Source organism: Caballeronia sp. SL1002, from assembly GCF_057814995.1.
This window is the reverse complement of record NZ_JBYMUW010000001.1, coordinates 394,600-417,887: the sequence shown is the minus strand read 5'-3', so window position 1 is coordinate 417,887 and position 23,288 is coordinate 394,600. Positions and strand designations below refer to the sequence as shown.

General features: G+C 59.7%; 18 protein-coding genes and 5 pseudogenes. 10 read left to right on the top strand and 13 right to left on the bottom strand.

Translation table 11 applies throughout. From position 1 onward, the window contains the following. Nucleotides 1-473: 473 nt before the first annotated feature. Both flhD and flhC read left to right on the top strand, forming a co-directional pair. Nucleotides 474-791, top strand: coding sequence for a flagellar transcriptional regulator FlhD (flhD, locus tag AC3D25_RS02000; RefSeq protein ID WP_488886821.1), 318 nt, complete (start codon nucleotides 474-476; stop codon nucleotides 789-791). 14 nt (nucleotides 792-805) lie between these two features. After that, entirely contained in the window at nucleotides 806-1,414 is a 609-nt protein-coding gene (gene flhC, locus AC3D25_RS01995; RefSeq protein WP_488886820.1) for a flagellar transcriptional regulator FlhC, read from the top strand. A 366-nt stretch (nucleotides 1,415-1,780) separates the two neighbouring features. On the opposite strand, the gene AC3D25_RS01990 is transcribed toward flhC, so the two are convergent. Then, nucleotides 1,781-2,047, bottom strand: a complete 267-nt coding sequence (locus tag AC3D25_RS01990) for a hypothetical protein (protein WP_488886819.1) — start codon at nucleotides 2,045-2,047, stop codon at nucleotides 1,781-1,783. Between the two features lie 275 nt (nucleotides 2,048-2,322). Next, nucleotides 2,323-3,282, bottom strand: a complete 960-nt coding sequence (locus tag AC3D25_RS01985) for a chemotaxis protein (RefSeq protein WP_488886803.1) — start codon at nucleotides 3,280-3,282, stop codon at nucleotides 2,323-2,325. A gap of 400 nt (nucleotides 3,283-3,682) precedes the next feature. Here AC3D25_RS01985 and AC3D25_RS01980 point away from each other — a divergent pair. The 3 genes and pseudogenes from AC3D25_RS01980 to AC3D25_RS01970 all read left to right on the top strand — a co-directional run. Further along, a pseudogene (locus tag AC3D25_RS01980) lies at nucleotides 3,683-3,991 on the top strand (sigma 54-interacting transcriptional regulator); the annotation flags it as partial. Then, nucleotides 3,876-4,427, top strand: a pseudogene (locus AC3D25_RS01975) (sigma 54-interacting transcriptional regulator); the annotation flags it as partial. The pseudogenes AC3D25_RS01980 and AC3D25_RS01975, both read left to right, overlap by 116 nt. A gap of 64 nt (nucleotides 4,428-4,491) precedes the next feature. Next, nucleotides 4,492-4,656, top strand: coding sequence for a helix-turn-helix domain-containing protein (locus tag AC3D25_RS01970; RefSeq protein WP_488886818.1), 165 nt, complete (start codon nucleotides 4,492-4,494; stop codon nucleotides 4,654-4,656). 513 nt (nucleotides 4,657-5,169) lie between these two features. On the opposite strand, the gene AC3D25_RS01965 is transcribed toward AC3D25_RS01970, so the two are convergent. From AC3D25_RS01965 to AC3D25_RS01930, 8 genes and pseudogenes are all read right to left on the bottom strand, one after another. Further along, nucleotides 5,170-5,421 (bottom strand): hypothetical protein, encoded by a 252-nt coding sequence (locus tag AC3D25_RS01965; protein WP_488886817.1) that lies wholly within the window; start codon nucleotides 5,419-5,421, stop codon nucleotides 5,170-5,172. Between the two features lie 26 nt (nucleotides 5,422-5,447). Next, nucleotides 5,448-6,644 (bottom strand): annotated as a pseudogene (locus tag AC3D25_RS01960) (molybdopterin-dependent oxidoreductase); the annotation flags it as partial. 632 nt (nucleotides 6,645-7,276) lie between these two features. Then, a complete protein-coding gene (locus AC3D25_RS01955; RefSeq protein WP_488886816.1) occupies nucleotides 7,277-8,584 on the bottom strand; it encodes a c-type cytochrome in 1,308 nt (435 codons plus the stop codon). A 3-nt stretch (nucleotides 8,585-8,587) separates the two neighbouring features. Then, nucleotides 8,588-8,932 (bottom strand): c-type cytochrome, encoded by a 345-nt coding sequence (locus tag AC3D25_RS01950; protein WP_488886815.1) that lies wholly within the window; start codon nucleotides 8,930-8,932, stop codon nucleotides 8,588-8,590. A 19-nt stretch (nucleotides 8,933-8,951) separates the two neighbouring features. Then, nucleotides 8,952-9,896, bottom strand: coding sequence for a cytochrome c oxidase assembly protein (locus tag AC3D25_RS01945; RefSeq protein WP_488886814.1), 945 nt, complete (start codon nucleotides 9,894-9,896; stop codon nucleotides 8,952-8,954). A gap of 310 nt (nucleotides 9,897-10,206) precedes the next feature. Next, the gene (locus AC3D25_RS01940) at nucleotides 10,207-10,851 is read right to left on the bottom strand and encodes a cytochrome c oxidase subunit 3 (protein ID WP_488886813.1); all 645 of its coding nucleotides are present in this window, start codon (nucleotides 10,849-10,851) and stop codon (nucleotides 10,207-10,209) included. Continuing rightward, nucleotides 10,848-12,782 carry a cytochrome c oxidase subunit I gene (ctaD, locus tag AC3D25_RS01935; RefSeq protein ID WP_488886812.1) on the bottom strand — a complete coding sequence of 645 codons (1,935 nt, stop codon included), beginning with the start codon at nucleotides 12,780-12,782 and terminating at the stop codon, nucleotides 10,848-10,850. Before ctaD ends, AC3D25_RS01940 begins: the two co-directional genes overlap by 4 nt. Then, on the bottom strand, nucleotides 12,779-13,735 hold the full coding sequence (locus tag AC3D25_RS01930; protein ID WP_488886811.1) for a cytochrome c oxidase subunit II: 957 nt from the start codon (nucleotides 13,733-13,735) through the stop codon (nucleotides 12,779-12,781). Before AC3D25_RS01930 ends, ctaD begins: the two co-directional genes overlap by 4 nt. 363 nt (nucleotides 13,736-14,098) lie before the next feature. On the opposite strand from AC3D25_RS01930, the gene AC3D25_RS01925 reads away from it, so the two are divergent. Continuing rightward, nucleotides 14,099-15,004: an MBL fold metallo-hydrolase gene (locus tag AC3D25_RS01925; protein ID WP_488886810.1), complete on the top strand. Its 906-nt coding sequence runs from the start codon at nucleotides 14,099-14,101 to the stop codon at nucleotides 15,002-15,004. A gap of 179 nt (nucleotides 15,005-15,183) precedes the next feature. On the opposite strand, the pseudogene nadE reads toward AC3D25_RS01925, so the two are convergent. Continuing rightward, nucleotides 15,184-15,999, bottom strand: a pseudogene (nadE, locus tag AC3D25_RS01920) (NAD(+) synthase). Nucleotides 16,000-16,764: 765 nt separating this feature from the next. Between nadE and AC3D25_RS01915 the strand changes: the two are divergent. After that, nucleotides 16,765-17,034 carry a DUF1488 family protein gene (locus AC3D25_RS01915; protein ID WP_488886986.1) on the top strand — a complete coding sequence of 90 codons (270 nt, stop codon included), beginning with the start codon at nucleotides 16,765-16,767 and terminating at the stop codon, nucleotides 17,032-17,034. A 353-nt stretch (nucleotides 17,035-17,387) separates the two neighbouring features. Continuing rightward, complete coding sequence (locus tag AC3D25_RS01910; RefSeq protein WP_488886809.1) at nucleotides 17,388-18,545, top strand: hypothetical protein; 1,158 nt, start codon at nucleotides 17,388-17,390, stop codon at nucleotides 18,543-18,545. Between the two features lie 241 nt (nucleotides 18,546-18,786). Here the strand turns inward: AC3D25_RS01910 and AC3D25_RS01905 are convergent, their stop codons facing one another. After that, a complete protein-coding gene (locus AC3D25_RS01905; RefSeq protein WP_488886808.1) occupies nucleotides 18,787-19,047 on the bottom strand; it encodes a hypothetical protein in 261 nt (86 codons plus the stop codon). Between the two features lie 314 nt (nucleotides 19,048-19,361). Here AC3D25_RS01905 and AC3D25_RS01900 point away from each other — a divergent pair, with 314 nt between their 5' ends. Both AC3D25_RS01900 and AC3D25_RS01895 read left to right on the top strand, forming a co-directional pair. Beyond that, on the top strand, nucleotides 19,362-19,808 hold the full coding sequence (locus tag AC3D25_RS01900) for an SET domain-containing protein (protein WP_488886807.1): 447 nt from the start codon (nucleotides 19,362-19,364) through the stop codon (nucleotides 19,806-19,808). Between the two features lie 547 nt (nucleotides 19,809-20,355). Beyond that, nucleotides 20,356-20,733, top strand: a pseudogene (locus AC3D25_RS01895) (methyl-accepting chemotaxis protein); the annotation flags it as partial. A 394-nt stretch (nucleotides 20,734-21,127) separates the two neighbouring features. Here the strand turns inward: AC3D25_RS01895 and AC3D25_RS01890 are convergent. Further along, nucleotides 21,128-23,026, bottom strand: a complete 1,899-nt coding sequence (locus AC3D25_RS01890; RefSeq protein ID WP_488886806.1) for a hybrid sensor histidine kinase/response regulator — start codon at nucleotides 23,024-23,026, stop codon at nucleotides 21,128-21,130. Nucleotides 23,027-23,288: the final 262 nt, after the last annotated feature.

Below are 23,288 nucleotides of genomic sequence, written 5' to 3'. Positions count from 1 at the left end.
CCGATCGACCCGTTTGAATCGGAAAAAATGAAAGTAAGAAAATTCTCCTTTATACCTATGGTATGAGCAGGATCATTTGCCGATTCTTTCCAAGTATTACGGGCAAACGTTTGGCTAATGAGCAAAAGTTACGGATCGATCATCCCTGGTTCCTGTAGGGTCTTTCGCTGCGATAGTTTTTTTTACCGTATCCAGGACGTTCGTCTCTTTCCGCCCCGGCCTTATAGGACGGTCGTTCGGCGCTTGTTACCGAAACGGCATTCTTTACCGTCGCGTTAACCAAACAGTGAAAAAAAGCGCTTTTCCGTATTGATCTGTCCAATGGGACTCCTTAGAATCCATTTCGAGATGTAACGCAGCGTAATACTTTCGCGTAACAACTCCCATGCTCTGAGAGGCATCGGCGAACGCATAAGAGATAACCGGCAAAAAATGCCGTCAACGTTCGGGGATTTATCTGGAAACGCTGGAACATGAACGGTCGTGAAACGCTGGACTCCATCCGCGAAATCAATCTGTCGTATCTGATGTTGGCGCAGCGCGTGCTGCGCGAAGACCGCGCCATCGGCATGTTCCGGCTCGGTTTGTCGGCCGAACTCGCCGACTTGCTCTCGGGCCTGACGCTCGCTCAGGTCGTGAAGCTCGCCGCCTCCGATCAACTGTTGTGCTTCTTCCGCTTTAACGACCACTCGATGCTCTGCGCGCTCACGCAGCCGGCGAAGCACGCGGACATCGCGCCGACCCACGCCGCGATCCTGCTGGCCGGCCGTCAAGCCGAACAATTCGCTTAAATCGGGAGCACGCCATGTTGAAGAAAAGCCTGACCGAAGACGCACAAGAAGTGTTTCGCGCGATCGCCCTGATCGAGCTGGGCGCGCGCATGCAGGTGCTCGAAAGCGAATTGACGCTCTCGCGCGACCGGATGATCCGGATTTATCGTGAAGTGAAAGGCATGTCGCCGCCGAAGGGCATGCTGCCGTTCTCGGCCGACTGGTATATGACGTGGATGGCCAATATCCACGCATCGTTGTTCTACAACACGTATGTGTTCTTGAAGAAAGAGGCGGGCTGCTCGCACCTCGATGCGTTGACCAAGGGCTATCGGCTGTATCTCGAACATTGCACGCACAGCGAAGTCGAGCCGGTACTCGATCTGACGCGCGCGTGGACATTGGTCCGTTTCTTCGATGCCGGCATGCTGCAGATGACGCCGTGCTGCCGTTGCACGGGCAAGTTCGTCGCGCACAAGCACGACTTGCAGAACAATGTGGTGTGCGGCGCGTGCCAGCCGCCTTCGCGGGCAGGCAAAACCAAGAAGGCAGCCGCCGCGCGCGAAGCGGCGCTGGCGGCGGCGGAAAAGGATGCGCAGGACGACGTGTCGACGGTGTATCCAGTGGTCGAGCTCGCTGCGTAGGATTTTTGGCGCTGGCCAGCTTTGTTAATGGAACTTACGGGCTAAGCGTGACACCGCGCCCGGCAATCGTCCGCGGCGATCTATTTCTGCGATCCTCGATTGATCGCTTACATCTTTGAATCGTCGACGCTTCCGGGTGAAGCTGACTGATTGCATTCCCGGCAGTTGCTCCGAACGCACGGAGGATCAACGTCATCACCGATTCACGATCCTGGCGGGCAAAGTAAAGCGATGATTCGCGATGACGCAGGCCATTCGCTCTACCATCGACGCTTTTACAAGGCTTCATTTCCGCAATTTTGACACTACTCGCCCGACCGTCTGAGCTGGTGACGATCCAGAAGCGGCAACTTCGAAGATCGCGAATCACGACGTCCTCATAGTTGCATCCAGACAAAGCGGAAAAGCATCAACGGTAGGCTCGCCCGTGCAAATGCGAAACGCGGGTGCAAGATTTCTGAACGTCTCCCGCGCGATGGACTGCGGAACAATCGTCCACGGCTGTCCGACTTGGCGTAATAACAGATCGTCCATGTCCGTTCCTGTAACCTTAGCGTTGCCGCAGAGAAACATGGCGCTGTAGAACCGAAAGCTGTTCCGGTCGACCGGGCCATGGATATGCATGCGTTTCATGGTGCCTCCGCGACAGTCAGGGAGCCCGCTTGCGTACAGATCGCCGCCGGCACAGCAGTTCTCCGGCAGTAGGCATCGAAGGCCCGTCGCCACGTCCACATCAGCTGAAAAAATAAAGCGGCTTTCCTGTCGTGGCTTCATTAGGCAGCATCCGATAGCTCCCTGAGCTGCAGTGACAGACTCGAGGGGGAAGCCCTATCTGCTTCGCGATTTCACCAGTCGCCACGCCGTCCGGTCCGGCGACGACCAGATGGAAGTCCTTGATGCAAAGGAATTCATGCCGCCACCGCAGAGATCACTTGACGCATCACTGCTGCGAGTTCCGCTGCTACGAACTTTGCAACATATGCGTCTGCCCCGACCTTACGCACGTGGTGCTCGTTCGCCGCACCCGACAAAGAAGAATGGATGACCACAGGAATAGCTTGCAGCTCTGCCGCCGACTTGATCTTGCGCGTGAGGGTAAAACCGTCCATTACCGGCATCTCAAGGTCTGTCAACACCAGCGCAATATCGTCGGTGACCTTGCGTCCTTCCTTTATGGCTTTCTCACTGGTGCGAGTCAGGACTTCCCATGCCTCTTGTCCGGTCTTCGTCATGATGTAGGGCACACCCATGGCATTCAAACCCTCTTCTATCAGCGCTCGCGCAACGCCTGAATCGTCGGCTGCGAGCACCTTTGCGCCCGGTGGTAGCACAAGGCGTCCTGTGTTTTCTTCCTTAATTTCCGGCTCGCTTGATGGGAGCACGTCGCGCAGTATCTGCTCGACATCGAGAACTTGCGCGAGGCGTCCACCTGGCTCAGCGTCCAGCCGCGCAATGCTAGTGACGGTCTTGCCGCTTGAATGCCCCTCGGCTGAAAGTACACGATTCCATTCAAGGCGCACGATGTCATCTACTTCTTCAACTGCAAAGCCTTGCGTCGTGCGTGCAAATTCGGTCACAAGTAAGATCCGATTGCCTTCGCGCGCGACACAGCCTGCGACTTTGGCTAGGTCGATGACCGGAATGATCTCGCCCCGAACGTCAGCCACGCCGAGAATCATGTCGGACGACCCTGCGACCTCCGTCAAGACTGGCATGGCAATGATCTCGCGAACTTTAAAAACGTTGATGCCATAAAGTTCGCGGGCTCCAGATTTCGGCGTAGCTCCCACGCGAAATAGCAACAGTTCGAACATGTTGCTACCCGCGAGCCGCACCCGCTGCTCGATGTCATGGTGATCGTTACTCATAGATTCTCCGAATGGCTCCGCGACAGATGACTTGTTTACGGCGGATATTTCGCTGTTCTGAAGTTGCGATTTTTTTGGGCGAACTCGAGTCACCGAAACAATAGGCTAGTCAGCACCTGGGTAGACGCAGCTGACCAGCTAGGACCAGGTAAAGTCTCGCGGATACAAAAATAGGTCGCTAAGGTAGGACTGGCTGTCGAAACCCCGATGCCGGGCATCAAAAGCTGGACGGTACATCGTGGTTAGGTCGCAGTAGAGTCGGCGGTACCTCGGACTCGCCATGTCGGAACTCGTTTCGAACCGGCGGTGGGGCGCGTACTACACATTTACTGCTCGAGTTGCGTGACCTTGCCGGCATCGAACGGATCGTATCGCCGATTCGGTCGGTCACGCGTACGGCATGGTCGCGTTGAACGATCCGGCGGGCGCGGGCGGCGCCGCCGAGGGCCGTGCCGAGGGCGCAATCGCCGAGGGCGAAATGATCGGCTCGTGCGACGCGATGCTCGCGCTCTTCCGCTCCATCCGCAAAGTGACGATGACCGACGCCGGTGTTTATTTCCGGCGAGTCGGGCACGGGCAAGGAACTCACGGCCGTGGCGATCCAGGAGCGTTCGGTGCGTCGCGAACAGCCATCGTCGCGATCGATTGCGGCGCGATTCCGGCGAATTTGTCGCAATCGGAATTATTCGTTTACGAGCGGGGCGCATCCACGGGCGCGAATCAACGCAAGATCGGCCGGGTGGAAGCGGCGAACGGCGCCACGCTGTTTCCCCGACGGAATCGGCGATCTGCCGATCGAAAGCCAAGGGAGCCTGTTGCGCTTCCTGCAGGAACGCAAGATCGAACGGCGTGGTGGACACGATTCCACACAAGTGGACGTGCGCATTATTTCCGCGATGTACGTCGATATGCAGACGGCGATGATCGAAGGGCGTTTTCGCGCGGACTGGTATCACCGTCTGTGCGTGCTGCAAATCGACGAACCGCCGCTGCGCGCGGGCGGCAAGGATATCGAGTTGCTCGCGAAACACATGCTCAAACGGTTTAGAAAGGACGCGAGCCGGCGTTTGCGCGGATTCTCGCCGGATGCAATTGCCGCTATTCATAACTACGGCTGGCCGGGGAATGTGCGCGAACTGATTGATCGCGTGCATCGAGCGTTTGTGATGTCGGAAAGCCGGCAGATTACCGCGCGCGATCTCGAACTCGGTGAAATACGTGGAAGTCGCGCTGGTCTCGCTCGCGCGAGCGCGCGGAGCGGCGGAACGCCAGGCAATCGAACTGGCGCTGCTGCGCCATCGTGGCCGTCTCGGCGATGCCGCGCAGGAACTCGGCATATCCCGCGTCACGCTGTATCGCGTGCTGACCGTTTGATCTGCGGACCGCGACCAACCACGTTCAGGGCAGTGCGCCGGCGTGCGCGCGGCCCGCGCGTGAGGTTTTTCGAACGCGACGACGAACAGCCTTCCGCGCCCCAGGACGGGGGTCTTGCGTCGCGGCGGTCCGATCGCAGCCGAGAGCCGTGCCCGATTAGCTAAATGGATTGCGCAGCAACCCGTGGTCATGTCGTGCTGCGCCTGCTCGCGCGTTACAGGTACCCGGTGCGCAGGAGCAGATGCATGACGGCCACAGCTTCCTTTAGGAACCATCGGTACGCTGCGTTACGGATCAGTGGGACGACTATTTCTCCAAACGTTGGTATTTAAGGCTTCCCTAGCTTTCAAAGTCTTGGGATTCCACCACCTTTCAATACAGGCGGGCGCTCCTGTTTTGGTCCGCCGAGGCGCAACGGGTGTCATTCCGTTTCTGCATCGCAGGTCGTTCAGACTAAGGCCAAAGACACCCTTAAGGAGCACCCCCGGCGGCGGCCAAGCCGTCGTTCAAGCATCAGCAGATTCGGACCGCAATCGATTTCGCGGCCGGGACCTTACTTCCTTCGGCGTAATGCCAGAGCGGCAACAGGACATTGCATTCCGGATAGTAGCCGGCAATACACCCCGGTGGTATCTCATAGGCTTTTACCTCGAGACCACCCAGACGCCGGTCGATGCCATCGTTCGCAATGGTCTGAAGCGTGACGATCTGGCCTTCGCGAAGCTGACGCTTTTCGATGTCGGCCTTATTCATCAGGATCACCATGCGGGTGCCTTTCACGCCGCGGAAACGAGCGGCGCGAGCTCGGGCTTTTCTGTGATGCCGACGGTGCGCTGACCTTGCACATCCGAATGGCCGCGTACCGGCGAAGGCCCCGCGCCTGGCTTACCGATGTTGCCCCGTAACAGAAGGAGGTTGACGAGCATGCGGACGTTCTGTACGCCGAGGCGATGTTGCGTCAGGCCCATGCCATAATGGGCCATTACGGCTTCCGCGTGCATGTACTCGTTGGCGGCCTCGCTCAACGAACTGCGCGAGAGCCCACTCACGCGTTCGATCTCACTCCAACCGGTCGAGCGCGCATAGGCTGCAAAGTCATCGAAGCCAGTCGTGTGTTCTTCTATGAAGGCGACGTCGAGCACGCGGGCTAGACCTTGCGCACGGGCATCGTCGTCGGCCTCGATGACGGCCTTACAGATGCCGAGCAAAGCAGCGCTATCGCCGCCGATCTTCACTTGATGGTATTGCGTGCTGATCTGCGTTTGAGCGGGCGTGAGCATTTGCATCGGCGACTGCGGATTCGCGAACGACACCAAGCCAGGTTCACGTAAGGGATTGAACGTGATAATCGGCACGCCCCGTTTTCGCGCATCCTGTAGCTGATGAAGCATGCGTGGACTGTTTGTCCCTACGTTTTGCCCGAAGAAAAACATCAGATCCGTTTTTTCGAAGTCTTCGAGGGTAATCGTTCCGACGCCGACGCCAATAGCTTCCTTCAAGCCGACACTTGTACTCTCATGACACATATTCGAGCTGTCGGGCAGGTTGTTGCAGCCGTACATGCGTGCAAACAGCTGATACATGTATGAGGTTTCGAGCGAAGCACGGCCGGATGTGTAAAAAACGACCTCCTCCGGATTAAGCGCCTTCAACTCCTTGCCGATCTCGGCGAACGCGTCTTCCCAAGAGACTTCCAAGTAGCGGTCCGAGGCGGGATCGTATCGCATCGGCGCGGTGAGGCGTCCAGCTTCCTCGAGGTCGTGATCGTGCCAGTTGAGCAGCGAAGTAACGGTATTCAGCTCAAAAAAGGCCGGAGTCATGCGTTTGGCAGTTATGTCCCAAGCCGTAGCTTTCGCACCGCTTTCACAGAACTCGAACGTGTGCGGATCCGCAGGCTTGGCCCATGAGCAGCTGACACACATGAAGCCGTCAGGCTTGTTCTGCTTGAGCAAAATGGCGGTGTCCGCCAACGGAACCTTTTCCTGCATCAGGATCGTGGCGACCGACTAAAGTGACCCCCAACCGCCGGAGGCGAACGGGTAAGACGCGCTTTTCGTATCACGAGTCATGGGAAACCCCAAATGGAGGATTTTCACGTCGTCAGTTAGCAAGCGCTGTTCCGCCACCGTTTTAATGCGGGGAAAATCGCCGGTCATGCCGAGACGGCCGGCCACGTTGGTCCGAGATACGACCGGAATTCGGCTCCCGCCGTATCCGGCACCGTCTCCAAAGGTTCGACGATGCGTGCCTCGATGAAGTCTTCCTGGTGGTTGGAAGCAAGGGGGCCGCGCGAGCGACGTCGAGGGTGTCGAAGCCCGCCTTTAACAAACTACCTGGTTTTTGTTCGGCGGCTGCGTCACGTTTGTCCTGTGGCTTCGCTCGTCGGTTCGGCATCCGGCTTTACGGGACGGTTAGTCGCTCTCATGCGTCGGCATGCGATGCCGAAATGTTCTCTATCGCGTGCTCTTCTCGAGTGTAGCCACGCACGTCATGTGCAAGGCCGATCCTGCTTTTCGGTCGGCTCGGCCACTTCGGTACGTCCATGGAAACGGGACAGGCCGGGCCTGTGCCGGCGGGCCGACTGTTTCATAGGGAATTGCATACGCCTTTGAGGAGGCGTTTACTTATGCAGCGTGCTACGCAGCGAAGCGACGTCATTGGTTGTAATCGGACGTGCATCGTTTCCCCACGAAGCGCGAACGTATGTGAGCACCTGTGCGATCTGCGCGTCGGTGAGCCGTCCTGCAAAGGATGGCATTGCCTGGCGAAGTGGCCCATGAGTGGTCGCGGGGGTGTTGCCGCCTTCGACGACTAGGCGGATAAGGGAGGTCGTGTCTTCGCTGACGACCGAAGGATTGCCGCGAAGCGCCGGGAACGAATCCGGCACGCCTTGCCCGCCGCTAAGATGGCATTGCGCGCAGAATGCAACGTACACCGCAGCGCCGAGTTCGGGAGGCGAATCGGGAGCGCGTGTCTTCAGACGTCCCTTTTCCGCCAGCGCCGGGTCGAATACGCCGTCCGCCCCGCCGGTCGCTGGTAGCGACTTGAGATAAACCGCGATCGAGCGCAGGTCGTCATTGCTGAAGTACTGGAGGCTGTCCTCGACCGTCTGCACCATGCTGCCATACGCCGCCATGTTTGCGCCGTGTCCCGTTTTGAGGAACGCGGCAATGTCCTCCTGAGTGATGCGCCCGAGCCCGGAACCCGGATCGGCGCGAAGGTTCGGCGCGAACCAGTTGTCGTTGACGCCCCCCGATAAGTACGTCTTCGACGCTTCATCGAAGCCGCGCTCCTGGTATCCCATTCCCCGCGGTGTATGACACGATCCGCAGTGCCCGAGCGACTGCACCAGATATGCGCCACGATTCCAAGCGGCATCGCGATTGGCTTTGGGTTTGAACCGCTCCTTTGGCGCGAAAACAGCCCGCCATACCCGCAATGCCCAACGCTGGTTGAATGGGAACGCCACCTTCGTCTCAGGCGGACGCAGGTTCACTGGCGGCACGCCGCGCATGAAGTAGGCGTATAGCGCGTGCATGTCGTCGTCGGTGATCTTTACATAAGCGGGATACGGCATTGCTGGATAAAGACCTTTGCCGCCGGGGGCGACGCCTTCGCGCAGGGCCTTCGAGAAGTCGTCATAGCTATACTCGCCGATGCCGGTCTCCCGATCCGGCGTGATATTGCTGCTGATAATGGTGCCGAACGGCGATGCTAGTCCGAGGCCGCCAGCGAACGGCGCGCCATTCAGCGGCGCCGTGTGGCAGCCCGCACAATCCGCGGCTTTGGCGAGATACGCGCCGCGCGCGATCAGTTCGGGTGACGGCTGATCCTCGCCCGCCTGTGCAACGAGCGACCACAGCGCCGAGCACAGGACCGGCAGGATGAAGCGAGAAATGACGCGGAGCGGATGCATTGCTGAAGACATGCCTCACTGATGATAGAGATAGGCAGTAATATCCCGTGCGTCGACTTCATTCACGGCTAGATCAGGCATTGCGCTACCAGGCGCGACGCGCGGCGGGAAGCGGATCCACATCTGGAGATTTTCGGGCGAATTGGGCAGCTTTCCGGCGATGTAGGCGCGCTCGCCAATGTCTTGTAGCGTCGGTCCAACCTTCCCGTACGCACCAGGCACGCCGTCGATCTGGTGGCAAGCGCCGCAGCCGTAGCGCTGAATCGCCGTCCGCCCGTGTTGCGGACTGCCGCCTGTGACCTGATCAAAGGACGGCGGCTTGCCTTCACATGCGACGAGCGCGACGAACACCGCAATCATGAATGCAGTTGAGCGCATCTTACCGACCCTCGCCCAGCGAGTTTGTGCCGCTTCGAACCTGCGGCGGGCCTGCGAGCCAGCGCGCGCCCACGAGCAGCCCGCCCACAAGATACGCAAGCCCGCCCGGCACCCACATTACCAAGCCGCCAAGTTGCTGATCGTGAAGCGGATCGAAGCCGAGCGCGAGCGTCGTCTCGATGCACGATGGGTACCATATCCCCGGTGCGAGCGTCAGCAACGCGCCGAGCGCGCCGGTATGGACCATTGTCGTAAAGAGCGAGAGCATTGCGTGAGCGTTGCCTGATTCCCGTGCGCGCGATGTCTTGCCAAACACGGTCCACCAAAACAACAACGCGCTTAGCAGAAAGCTCGCATGCTGAAGCGTGTGAATGCCTGGCCGCGCGAGCGCGGCCTCGAAGAATCGCGGCACGTGCCAGCACCATAGGGCGGCCGCATGCAGCGTCCACGCGACGGCAGGCAGAGTCAGCCATCGCCATGGGTGCTTGATCCAGGGCGAACGCGTTGCCGCTCCGATCCGAGCGCGTGCTGCAGTCGGAAATGCCCAAAGCCAAACGGCGAGCGGCCGGCCAATGACCAGTAGCGGCGCGGCGACCAGCATGAAAAGTTCATGCTGAAGCATGTGCGCGGAGAACAGCCACTCGCTCAATGCATGCAGAGGCGATACCAGCGCGACGGCCAGCATGAGCCACCCGGCACCGAATGCCGCGAATCGCGTTGTCCGCGTCGCGCGGCCCTGCGATCCACGCCCGCGCAAGCGGACGTAACCGGCGACGTAAAGGCCGAGACTGCCGACGAGCGCGATGATGACCCACGGCTCGAACGTCCACGCGAGCGGCGAAGCATCGATGGCCCCCGAGCCCGCCGCATACACATGCGCCCGCGCATAATCAGAGTAGGCGAGCGCGTAGGCGAGGACGTATTTCAGCAAGCGCGAATGAGCCATTGCGGTATTGAGATGGCGATTACCGAAAGGGCCGACAGCGTACCGACTCCCACCCCCACTGCAGCTATAAAACCTGCGCGCGCAGGGAGGGCGTCGTCGTCTGCTGTGGCTAACCTCAGTGCCCGCCAGCGCTGCAAGGCCAGCAAGGTCGCGAGCGAGCAGACAACGAAGCTCGCGCCGCTCACGCCGTGAAGCAGCACACGGCTGCCAAGCTGGCAAGCGGGCTCGACCAGTGCGTAGTTGAGACTGAGGCATGCAAGCACCATTGACGGTGCGCCTAGAAGCGCAAGCCAGGATTTCATATTCGGACTTAAAAGCGCGACGCCCAATAGATGACAGCATAGATCGGAACCCAGCTTGCCACGACGAAGTACCAGTACAACGCGTTCTCACTGACATCGACAAAACGCCTACCTTCGAACGGTCCAGTGAAGAGCAAGACCGCGAGCACCGCTGTATCGACCGTGTCGGTGATCAGGTGAGTCGTGTGCAGGCCAAGCAGCAGCCAGACCACTGAGCCATATGCGTTGGTGTACCAACTGACGTTTAAAGAAGCGAATTCGAATCCGCGCAGCACCAGAAAAACCACGGACGTCGCCACACATACGCTCAGCCACAACCGCGCGTTCGCGCGATCGCCGCGTTCCGCCGCATTCTTCGCAAGCTGGTTCGGCCAGATGCTCAGGAGCAGCACGCCGGTGTTGAGCGTACCCCAAAGCAGGCCGGGCGCATCGGCGGCCATCGGCCAACTCGGGGCGCGCAGCCGCAGGTAGAAGTACATCATCACCGCGATAGCGAAGACCGTGCCTTCGATAAGCATTAGCCCCATCGTACTCCACCACATCAGGCTGCGATGGCTGAAGCAAAACGTCGGCAGCGCGCCGACGTCGAGAACGAGGCGATCATCATCGGCGTGAGCCGGAACGGAGCGCGCGGTGCGTGAATCTGAGTTCATGGCCGGCGCTCCCGCGATACCGCCAGCCGGTTCTCATTGCGATTCGGCCAGAACCAGCCGATTGTCGCCACCGCCACTGGCAGTGATGCCCACACGACCGCCCACGGCGTATAGATGGAGCCGATGAAAAGAATAGACGTCGCCACCGCGCTGATGAACGGCCAGACAGAGGGTGCGGGAAACAACGGACGATGATCAGGCTTTGCGTCAAGTACGCTCGTTACCAGCACCTCGCGCGCGTCGGCGGCGAGGCCCGCGACGAACGCTGGCTGTGCGCTCGGCTCCCAGAGCGGATCGCGGCCGTGCACAACCGGCATGGCGTCGAAGTTATGCGGCGGTGGTGGCGACGGAATGCTCCATTCGAGCGTGCCCGCGCCCCAAGGGTCGCTGCTCGCCCGCTCGTCGCCCCGCAGACTCTTGACCACGTTGACGATAAAGAGCAGAACGCTCACCGCAATCATGTACGCACCGATCGTCGCCGTGAAATTCATCCCGTCCCAGCCGAGCCCATGCGGATAGGTCCATACACGCCGGGGCATGCCGTGAAGACCGAGCAGATGCATGGGGAAGAATGTGACATTGAAACCGACGAAGAAAAGCCAGAAGTGCCACTTGCCGAGCCGTTCGCCCAGCATGCGGCCGGCGAACTTCGGCCACCAGTAATAGAACGCGCCAAAAAGCGGAAACACTGCGCCTCCCAGCAAGACGTAGTGCAGGTGCGCGACCACGAAGTACGTATCGTGCACCTGCAAATCGAGCGGCACAGAAGCGACCATTAGGCCGGTCATCCCGCCCAACACGAGAATGAAGAAAAACGCGAGAACGAAGAGCAACGGCGTCCGAAGATTTATGCGCCCAGTCCACAGCGTGCCGATCCAGCAAAATATCTGGATGGCCGACGGAATCGCGATCATCAGGCTGGCGGCTGTGAAGAAACTCTTGCCGAGTTCGGGAATGTTGGTGGCGAACATGTGATGGACCCACAACCCGAAGGCGAGAAATGCGGTCCCGATGAGGGACAGCACCATCGCCGAATAGCCGAATATCGGGCGTCGTGCGAAGGTCGGAATGATTGATGATATAAAGCCCAGTGGCGGAATGAAGATCAGATACACCTCGGGATGGCCAAAAAACCAGAACAGGTGTTGCCACAACAGCACGTCACCACCTTTCGCGGGGTTATAAAAGTGTGTGCCCACGAGGCGGTCGAGGATGAGCGCCGTGCTGCACAGCATCACGGAGGGCATCGCGAAGAGCACCATGAACTGCGTAACGAGCGTCGCCCAGACAAACAGCGGCATGCGGTTGAGCGACATCCCGGGCGCTCGCAACTTAAAGATTGTCGTGATGAGGACAATCGCCTCAAGCAAACCCGACAGTTCGGTGAAAGTGATCATTTGCGCCCAGATGTCGGCGCCCTTGCCGGGCGAGTAATCCGGTCCGGCGAGCGGCACGTAGCTGAACCAGCCGGTCGACGGTGCGGCGTTCACGGCAAGCGAGCCGAACAGCAGGAGGCCGCCGAACAGAAAAACCCAATACGCGAAAGCGTTCATGCGCGGAAAAGCGACACTGCGCGCTCCGATCATCAACGGGACGAGGAATGTGGCAACCGCCTGCATCACGGGCACAGCGAACAGAAACATCATCGTTGTGCCGTGCATCGTGAAAAGCTCGTTGTAAAGGTTAGGGCCGACAAGCCTTTGGTCTGGCAACGCGAGTTGGGTGCGCATCACTAGCGCAAGCAGCCCCGCGAGGAGGAAGAACACGAAGGTCGTTGCAATGAAGCGGCGCGCGATGGTCTTGTGGTTGATCGCGCTCAATGCGCCGATAAAACCCGGCGGGTCGCTCCAGGTCGCCGCGAGCGTCGCGCGTACATCCGCGCGCGCGAACGGGCCATCTACCGGATAGGACGCCTTTTCGTCGTCGCTCATTGCAGTGTCTCCAACCAGACAAGAAGCGCCTGCAAGTCGGCCGACGGCAGGCGCGTGGGCGGCATGACCGTGCCGGGCTTCAGCGTACGCGGATCGACGATCCATCCAGCGAGATTGCCGCGATTGTTGGCGAGCGTTCCTGCGGCAAGCGCTTGTCGGCTCCCGATGTGCGTGAGGTCGGGACCGATCAGTCCTTGCGCGTCAGTGCCGCGCACGGTATGGCACCGCGCACAGTCCTGACCCATGAATACTTCCCGGCCGCGCGCGGCCGTTTCGGTCGCCGGCGGCATGGCGGCCCGACGCTGCTGTGCCGCCCACGCTTCATAGCGCGCAGCGGGCTCAGCGATAACCGAGAATGCCATCAAAGCGTGCTCGTACCCGCAGAACTCGGCGCATTGCCCGCGATAGACGCCTACTTTGTCAGCGCGGAATTCAATGGTCGCGTCCTGGCCCGGGATCATGTCCTTTTTCCCGTGTAAATTTGGCACCCAGAATGTATGAATGACATCGGCCGCCTTCAGCGACACGACAACCGGGCGGCCTACCGGTATGTGAAGTTCGTTTGCCAGCGTGAAGCCCGGTGCGCCGTGATCGGGCAAGTAGCGAGCTTGCCACCACCATTGGTATCCCGTCATTTCGATCCGAAGCGCGTTATCGACTGGCAGGCGCGAAAGCGCACGATCTGTCAGCACGTCCGCAATGACAAGTCCAAACAGCAGGAGCGCGGAAACGGCTGTAGCAGCAACCACCCAAAAGTGCAACGGGCGACGCAAGGCGTTAGCGGCGGCGACGTCCACCCGGGCCGCCCGGTTCGCGCGCGGCGCCCGAATGACCGCGAATAGGCAGGCCAACAAAATCGCCGCAAAGACCGCACAGCACACTCCGAGCGTTAAATGCCACAGCTCGAGAATGAGGCTCGCTTGGATGCCGCCTGGATTCAATGCGCTTTGCATGATCTCTTGTTCTTCATAGGCCTTCCCGTGATCGTTTGGCGCGATGCGAGGATCAAAATTAGCCCCGTCGGGACGCGGCGGCCGACTCTTTGGGATTTTGACAAACGGCTCGGTCGTCGTGCTTGTGCGGCAAGTATTGTGCCTGGTATTTACGCGTCGGTTCGGCATGCACATTGCTCGAACGGATCGTCGCGCGGGTGTCCCGCGAGCACTGTTCCAACAAGGCGGGGCCCATCGAGTGGGGCGAATCGCGACGGGTTTGCAACGGAGAGGACGGCTTGGGAACCGACGAGCACTGAGGCGGAGGCCGCTGAAAGCCGAACCGCTTCCTGAGCGTCAGACTCCGGTTCCGTGGAGGCAACTGTGCGTGTGCATCATCTTAACTGTATATCTAGTTGCCCCCTCGCGGGCAGGCTCTTCGACGGCCGCACGGCTGGGATTTTGCAACGGGGCGAACTTACCTGCCACTGCCTGCTCGTTGAAACAAGCGCCGGCCTTGTACTTGTGGACACGGGCTTCGGGCTGCGAGATGTCGAAGATCCGCAAAGCCGCCTGAGCACATTTTTCCTTCTGCTGATCAAGCCCGATTTTCGAGTTGAAATGTCAGCGCTCAGGCAGATCGAACGCCTCGGTTTCTCCGCGGGCGACGTGCGCCATATTCTCCTCAGTCATCTTGACTTCGATCACGCGGGCGGACTCGACGATTTTCCGAACGCCACGGTTCACATGCTGCGGGTCGAGCGTGATTATGCCGTCCAGCAAAAGACCTGGCTGGACCGTCAGCGTTTCCGTCCGGCCCAATGGTCGACCCAGCCTAACTGGCTCATACACGAAAGCGGCGGCGAACCGTGGTATGGATTCGACAGCGTTCGGCCCCTGTCGAACTTTGCCGACGAAATCGCACTTGTGCCCCTGCCTGGACACACATTCGGGCATACGGGAATCGCCGTGCGCGCCGGTACCGGTTGGCTGCTGCTAGCGGCAGACGCATACTTCTATCACACAGAGATGGATCACCTGCATCCGCGCTGCACGCCTGGACTCGCTTTTTATCAGTGGATGATGGACAAGGACGCCGTGGCGCGCCGGCATAATCAAGCGCGTCTTAGAGCGTTGTGCAGCCCTGGGTCGCCGGCCGGCGTTACCGTTTTTTGTAGCCACGATCCGATTGAGTTCGAGCGCCTCGCGGGACGTTCGGCCGGCGTCCCCGCGGACCAGGTGTTGCATCTCGCGGGCGGGTCTTCCGACCAGACAATCGTCATGCGATGAATGCGCAATGTATTTATCGAAGCCACCTCCAGGATCGTCAGATTCAAAGGAATGTGGAGGTTTGCATTGCGACCCAAACTGCAACCTCTCAGCGAACAGACCGAAGTGATCACCGGCGCAATTAGCGGGATCGGTCGTGTACTTCACGCCGCGTCGCGAAGAGTGGCGCGCAGATCATGCTAACTGCGCTCGATGAGGGCGCGCTCAATCGCGCTTGCCAAAGAATTGTCGGCCAACGACGGTGGACAAAACCGGAAGATCGTTCGATAGACGTTCTCCGAGACAGTCTTCCCTTCAAGAAAGTCGTCGATGTCGTTGTAAGAGATTCCGTGCTGTCTTCGTCTGGTCGCTGAGGCGTCAGCGTCTCAAGGTCAGCGGTAGGAACTTCTCCGAACAAGCGCTCACCCGCGCCCATCTCTGCAGCCACAACTCGCACGCGTCGCTTTGTGAGCCCGTACAGCGGCAGGATGTCTGCTCCCCCGTCTCCGTACTTAGTAAAAAACCCCATTAATGATTCCGCAGCGTGATCGGTGCCAATGATAAGCGCGCGCCTCGCACTGGCCAAAGCGTATTGCAGAACCATGCGCTGTCTCGCCTTAATGTTGCCGAGGATGAAGTCCTGCTGTTGTGTCGACGAACGTACGCCCCCCGGCGTGAAGCGATGCGAGTGCGCCATCGGCTGCCGGTGCGACATTCGCGACCACGACCTCGTCTGGGCGGATGAACTCAATTGCATGCTGCGCATCGTCCTCGTCGCGCTGGTTTCCGTAGGGCAATCGGACCGCTACAAACCTTGCGTCTGCCCCGCCCGCACGTAGCTTCTCGACCGCCAATTGCGCGAGGCGTCCCGCCGTGGTGGAGTCGACACCTCCACTGATTCCAAGTACGTAGGTCTGGAGACCCGCTCTAGCAAGGTAATCCGCCAAGAAATTAACGTGCTGAACGCGTTCGTCAGGTGCATTGAACTCCGCCGCGACACAAAGCGTGTCGATGATGTCGCGCTGCCGTGCCTCAAATCCATTGCCACCGCCTCACTCGTGAGTCCGTGCTGTACGATCTGCGCAAGTCTCACTGCGTCGCCGTACACAACAATCGGCTCCGTTGAAATGTCCGAAGTCAGATCATGCGATTGTCCCTGCGGAAAATGGCGCGCGCGCGTGCTCTCAATAACGTCGCTTACGACAGCGCAGACATCAATATGCTTCTTCTGCAGTTCGATTTTTCCTTTCGCGATCCGACATAAGTCTGAGCAATCATTCGGCCGCTGACCGTTAGCAAATCTAAGAAGCTGCGGTTGCCGATAAGGTCGGTGGGCACAAAACCTACAACCGCAAAGCGTCTGATTAATTCGCACAATGGGCCCGTCGACCGACGCCGCGAACAAACCACACGGGGCCCGCTCATAGGGTGTGCCGCTTGTGACGCCGTCCTCCCTGCGCTCATGCATGACCGCGCGCGACCGTACGAACGCGAGTGCGCGAGAGGATCGCCGAGATCGCTGCACCCACGGACGATGAAGTGAGGTTCGTAAATGTAGGCTCGCATGCTTCGGCAACCGCCTTGCGCTATGCTGAGGGTCGGGATGGGCGATGCCGTTGCTTGCCTGAAAACGGCGGTTTCTTGCCGCTCGTCCCTTCTCAGCGCCTCGCGCTCGACAAGCGACTGCCGCAGAACGACGATGCGCTTTATCGATGACCGTATGAGTTGAATTGTCTTCAACGCCACGCGGTAGGAAAACCGCGATTTTTCTTTTGAATCAGATGACAACAGCGACTTTCATGGAACCGGTGGTTGCGGAGGATGGCAACACCGTCATTTTCACGATCGAGGCATCCGGACGGCCGGTTACGGCAATGATCTCGAGAGCCGCGCTCGAACAGCACTTCTGGCTGCGATCTGATGCGGACGCGAACCACATGTTGCGAACGTTCGCCGACGGACGCCATCGCATCGTCGCCGTGGCCGAGCGCCTTGCGTTGCGGAGTGGGGCGGCAGAGTTGAAGCTCGACTCAGCTGATTTCAGGCGGTAGCGTTTTCTTGGTGAAACTGCGACGTTGCTGTCCTACCCGCTGACGGCCCAAATGCAATGCGATCTGGCGGCGTATACTTGGCCGCCTGCGAGCTCGAGTACGACTCTCGTCGATTTGAGTGGCGCACAACAGAAGCTATAAAAAGGCCGATCGGAATCTTTGATCAATCGACGGCATCTGAAAAACGTGACTAGGGGCTAACTATGGGTCAAGCGTATGGACGCGCGGATTCGCGCGGCAAAGGCTCGCGTCCGCCACGCACGCCCCCGAAATCGGGCAGCACCGCTGCGCCAAAGAAGCACTATTCGAAGCCTGCATCATCTAAAGATTCTGCGCAGACAGCGTCAGTTGTGATGACACGGGCGTTTAAGCAGCTGATGGAGGCGGTCGGCGCAGAAAACCTTGCACTCGGTCTCGATTTGAATCTGGGTCGAATTGCGGAGCTGAGTGACGGGGAGCGCTTCACGGCGGAAACTGCTTTCCATATGGAATCCGCGCTTGAACTGCCGGACGGCTATTTTTATCAGCCTAATGCCGTCCTCACATCGGAGACGATCGCACGCTTGCGTGCGCCATTGAGTCACCGGGCGCCGGAAGACGAGCCTCCGCATTTGGATGACACGGGTCGAGGCGATTTTGCGTCCGACCAGGCAGCACAACATACGATCATCAAAGCTCAGGCCAAGGACGCTGACATGCCTAGACGAATCAGCAGGGCGGCGACCGACGCGGTCGACACAACGCAACCAACGGCATCGTCCGCGGCGAGCGTTACGGCGAAAACGTCAGAGGCTAAAGGCGCGTCGCGAGGACGCAAAATAGGAGTCGAACCGTCTCCCCCGCAGAGTCAGGTGCCCTCAATCCTAGAGGTCCGCCGCACCAACCTGCAGGTTTTGACAGCGCGAAACGGTTCGAAGGCGCTGCTCGGCCGAATGTTGGATATCAGTCAGTCGAACATGGCCCACCGTCTGCACGGTAAGAAACGCTTGGATGACGCGGAGATCACACGCTTTACCGAAGTGCTGGGATTACCCGACGGCTGGCTGGATGTGCCACGGCAGCCGAGCGACGTGCCCGAGACTGCCACGAAGATGCTTACGCCCGCGTCGCGCGCACGAGCTGTAGCAATGGCGAAGAACAGTGTGGCGGAACTCGAGCAACTAGGTCGGTCGATTGTATTTGACGCTGACGACCGGGCAGAGACGTCGGGCGCTGTGAACGGCATCTCTTCTGCCGCGCCGGAGGCGCCGGCTTCGATGCCGGTTCGGTTGCCTGCAGCGTCGCCGCCTCTTCAGGGCTTGGCGATCGAGCAGACGAAGGTCGCGCCGGGCGACAACAAGTCGTCTGCGCCAGACGCGGTTCCGTCGACCACGGTGACCGATCTGACCGGTCTGGGTGGAATTTCCCCGATAGCCGAGGCGTTGCTCAAGACCCTCGCTGGAAAAGCACGGACGGGGCGGCTGAACGAGCCGCAAGCACTAGTTCTTCTGCAGCAAGTGGTCCTGCTGTAGGCGGAGTTGCGTTCGGCCAACGAGCGTCGCATACGCAACGGCGCTTTTGCATCGCTTTTTACCAGCCGGCCGCGGATTGACGGGTAGCCGCGCGACGTCGAGCGCATGATGCCCGGAATGTAGGGCATCGTGGAGCACTTTGTTGGCCCCGCGTCATCGTCTATCCGGGGTCTTCCGTTGAAGCCGGCGAGATTGGTCGAAGGCCTAGAACGCTAACGGCGACGGGTTTCAGGTTCTACGGTTATTTAAGCCTTCGTCGAGGCCACACATCCCAACGGTCAATGATCGCTGCCCGTTCGCTCGGCTGTATCGTGCGATGAATATTTGATGGTTCGACAGGCGCCTCGTCCAGTAAGATGACCGTCGGCTTGAAAAGAGTAACCGGGCGCTGCGAGCGTGAGGCGCGCACCGGTCGCAACCGGCGACCGGTGAAGTAGTCGAAATCGGTGCCGTAAGGTCGCAAATGCGCGAGGCCAGCAAAGAATTTCAACGATGCGGTCAACGCCTCTTGAAGTGAAGGTGCGATGGCCGGCTCAGAACAACTGGTTCTCCAACGGGAGCAGATTGGCTGGTTTAACATGCGCCAAGTGCTCGCGGCCAACCGGGTGCACGATCGGATCATGACCCGCTGTCCACAGGCTTTGCCCAAGATCTCGACGATGGATCTCGATAGCGAGCGTCCCGCGAGGCGGTTTTCGCTTCGTACGAGGGCGGTCGATGACGGCATGGCTTGGAAGTGGGCTGCGTTGGGTCGTTATGCCAAGCGCCAGTTACCGCCGTCTATGCGCCCCTCAATTCAACCTTGAATCTATGTCAATGCGTCGCATCACTGTTCGCACCTCGCCCGTTCATGGACGCGGGGTTTTCGCGGTTGCTCGAATGACCGCCGGCGAAACCATCCTCGAATACAAAGGCCAACTCCTTACTTGGAAAGCGGCGCAACGTCGCTACGAACGGTCAACTGCGGAGGACGGGCACACGTTTCTCTTTGATCTCGGTGACGGCCGGGTGATCGACGGCGCGCAAGGAGGCAATTCGGCCCGCTGGTTGAACCACAGTTGCGAGCCAAACTGCGAAGCCGAGCAGCAGGGCAGCCGAGTGTTCTTTCGCGCGTTGCGCAATATCGAGGTAGACGAGGAGCTGTTTATTGACTATCGGCTTTTCGTCGAGGGGCGTCGGACCCCGGCACTGAAAAAGCTTTACCGATGTCGCTGCAGCTCGCTTAATTGTCGGCGAACCATGTTGGCGCCAGCGACACGATGAGCGATGCATCACAGGCTAACGCTGAGTCGTAGCGCAGCGCCGTCTATCGCTTTCAGGTGCGCTGGGCTTAGGACTGGAAGGAGGGCCTTGCGCAATTGCTCGCGACGCAGTACACGTGATCCGGCGAACGAGGTTCTACACGATGGTGCCGACGCGACGGGCCCGTCTCCGCTTTACGTTCCATCGCGACACCGAAGTGACTGGGTACCACACGCGTCCCACTTGTTGCTGAAAACTTGCCGACTTCGTCGTCAAACTGCGCGGAATGCCTGGCCGCACCGCCAACGAGCACTTGGTCAGACGGATTAAAGCAGGTCGAGCGCTATGAAGTCGTACACAGCGCCGATGGCAACGAAGGTCTGCGCGTTTTTGGAGCAGGGCGGCTGGGACGCCCTCGGACCCGGCACAGATCCTAGTTTTCTGAGCAAGGTTGCGCGCCACGTCGCAGCCAGCGACGTGAACGGCGTTCGCGGCGAATGCCCTGGAGGGCAGTGTTCGACTCAGATAATTGTCGCTGTCCAATCGCTGAGATTACCGAGATCATTGAGGGAATGCCTTCCGGACGAACATTCTTGCGCTTAACGCAGCGGTGGAAGCGGCGCGTGCGGGTAAACAGGGCCGCGGCATTGCGGTGGTAGCGACGGAGCGAGCAACCTAGCCCAACGGTCGTCTAGCGCGGCAAAAGAGATCAAGGGCTTGATTGCTGCTTCAGTGCAGGAGATCAAGGTGGGCTGGCGCCTAAGGGACACCCTAGCAGCCTAATTGAGGAAGCTACGAAGGCATTGCGCGTGATGGAGATCATGGCGAAATCGCTGCGGCCTTGTCCAACCAAAGCCGAAAAATCCAACAGGTTAGCGAGGCATCTATTCGGATGGACGAGGCGACCCAGCAGAACGCGGCCATCGTCGAAGAGGCCGCTGCTGCTTGAAAGTTGCTCGAAGATCGGTGTGACGAGCTGACCGAATCGGTGGCTTCTTCGCTTCACTGAACCTCAGGAACTCCGCCTACGACCGGACAATGCAGAGCCGCGTGACGTCAAGCGGCGCGGCTCAGAGCAAGCGTTCGAAGCCGGAGCTGCACTGATCCGCACCGCCATGGCGGCTCGCACTGCGATAGCACATACCCCGGCGACGACCACGGCCGCTGCCCGCGAGTCAGCCGGAGATTGGAGGACATTCTGAGAAAGCACGCGACCCGCGCGGAAGCGCGGGGCCCGAACGCGACGGCGCGCCGAAAAATCAACGCCTGCCCATGGCGGAGGCGCGTTCGGGTGAAGCCTTGGCGCGAGCCTACATGACGCTGTGCTGCATCGGACTTGTCTACATCGCCGTCGCCGCACGCTCAATCGCTAGATTAAGACTGCCTACATCAACCGGTTTGGTGAAATGGAAGTCGAATCCGGCGTCTGCCGTTCGCGCTCGGTCCTGGGGCTGCCCCCATCCAGTGATGGCAATGAGCGTCACATCTTTCATGTCCGGCATCGCTCTTAACCGGCGAGCGACCTCAAGTCCGCTCATGCCGGGCAGCCCAAGGTCAAGCAAAATCACGTCTGGGCTGTAGTGCATAAGGATGTCGACGGCTTCCTCACCCGAGTACACAGTCCGTACTGCATGCCCCTCCAGTTCCAGGAGCGCGGTCATCGCGTCAGCCGCATCGACGTTGTCATCTACGACGAGGATGCGATGCTTTTCCACCGCCGCGACATCGAGCATCGTCGGCGTCGGGACCAATGGCGGGATCACCCTCGAGCTTGCTGGAAGGTGGATGGCGAAGCAGCTTCCTCTGTCCTTTCCAGCGCTCGACGCCGTTACCCGGCCGCCGTGAAGCTCGATCAGCGACTTTGAAAGCGCGAGTCCGATGCCCAGGCCACCCTGTCGATGATGGTCCGGGTTCACCTGAGAGAACATCGAGAAGATAGCCGACAGCTTTTCCGGTTCGACGCCGATGCCGTTGTCCGCGACCGAAATGACGATCTCGGCGTCATCGGCTACCACGGTCAATTCAATTCGTCCGCCCGGTGGCGTGTACTTGGCGGCGTTCGTCAGCAGGTTGGCTAGCACCTGCGCCAGCCGCAGGCGGTCCACCTCAACGTAAAGAGGCCGGGCGGGGAGTTTGACGTCAAGCTCGTGCCCCTTGCCGTCGAGCATCGGTCTCGCGGTCTCGACTGCATCGTCAACCACTTCCTTAAGCGCTACCGCTTCCTTGCGCAGTGTCAGCGACCCGCGCGTGATGCGCGAAACGTCCAATAGGTCATCCAAGAGAAGCGCCATCGCCGCGGACTGCCGGCGCAGCAACGCGGTGCACCACTTCCTGCGCTCATCGGTAAGCCCGGGCTGCTCCAAGATCTCTGCCACTTGCCTGATGGGGGCAAGCGGATTGCGCAATTCATGAGCGAGCGTCGCGAGAAACTCGTCCTTGCGGCGGTCCGCTTCTGCGAGCGCCTGTTCGGCTCGCACTCGGGCGGTGACGTCGCCAAACCAAGCGACGACCGAACCATCGAGCGACGCGGCGACGACGTGAAACCATTGCTCGCCGTTACCTCCTTGAATGCGCACGTCAAAGGCTTCGTGCCCCTGCCGTTCGGCAAGCGGTGCAAGTCGCTCGAGCAAAATGTCCGCATCCCACCCGGCCGGACGGACATAAGAACTCGAACTGCCGACGACGACACCCGCGGCCTGGCTAAATAGCTGAGACGCCGCCTCGTTCAAGTAGTCCCACCGAAGCTCTGCGACTCGGCCATCATGAACCACCGGAGTTACGATGAAAAACGGCACACCGGCACTGTTCAACGCCACATCAAAACGCTGCCGCGCGTCGCGCTCGAGGCGCAGAAGTCGATCGGCAGCATCTTGCGTAGCCGCTTCCGCTTTCCCTGCCCTTCTTGCCACCTCCGCCAGTTGCCGTCCGGCCACCACTAGTATACTGCCGACGACCGCGTACGCTAGCAGGACAGCGCGGTCCTCCGGCTGGTCGACCGCCAAGCCTGAAGGCGGCATCCAAAGCGCGCCGAAGCAAAGACCGCTCACTAAAAGCAGGAAGCCCGACGGTGCGCCAAAGAGCACGGTAACAAACGGCAGGGACGCACTGATAAGGAGAAACGTCAGGCGACCGTGAGCAAGCATTGTCAGTGCCTGCTGCGCTAGAAGCACGGCCGCCGTAGCCGCGATCCCGTACAGCAGCCGCTTCATCCGCGGCAACTGGTTGATTCGAACGATCATTGAGTGTCCCTGCTTTGTGCGTTTTCAGTTGAGAAAGCATTAAGCGTTCCTTTTCCTTCCACAAAATGCGAATCATGTTCAGAAGCTCCACGTCTGCCGCCATTCCAGAACGGTATCAAGCGGCTGTTGCTCATGTCGCTCCAATGTGACTCGCCGATAGAAAAAGACGAAAGCCCCGACTGATGGAAACAGGCCGGGGCTTCGAGTGAGTACTGCGTGATGCGCACAACGCTTCAAATACAACGGACTTCGGTACAGCGGC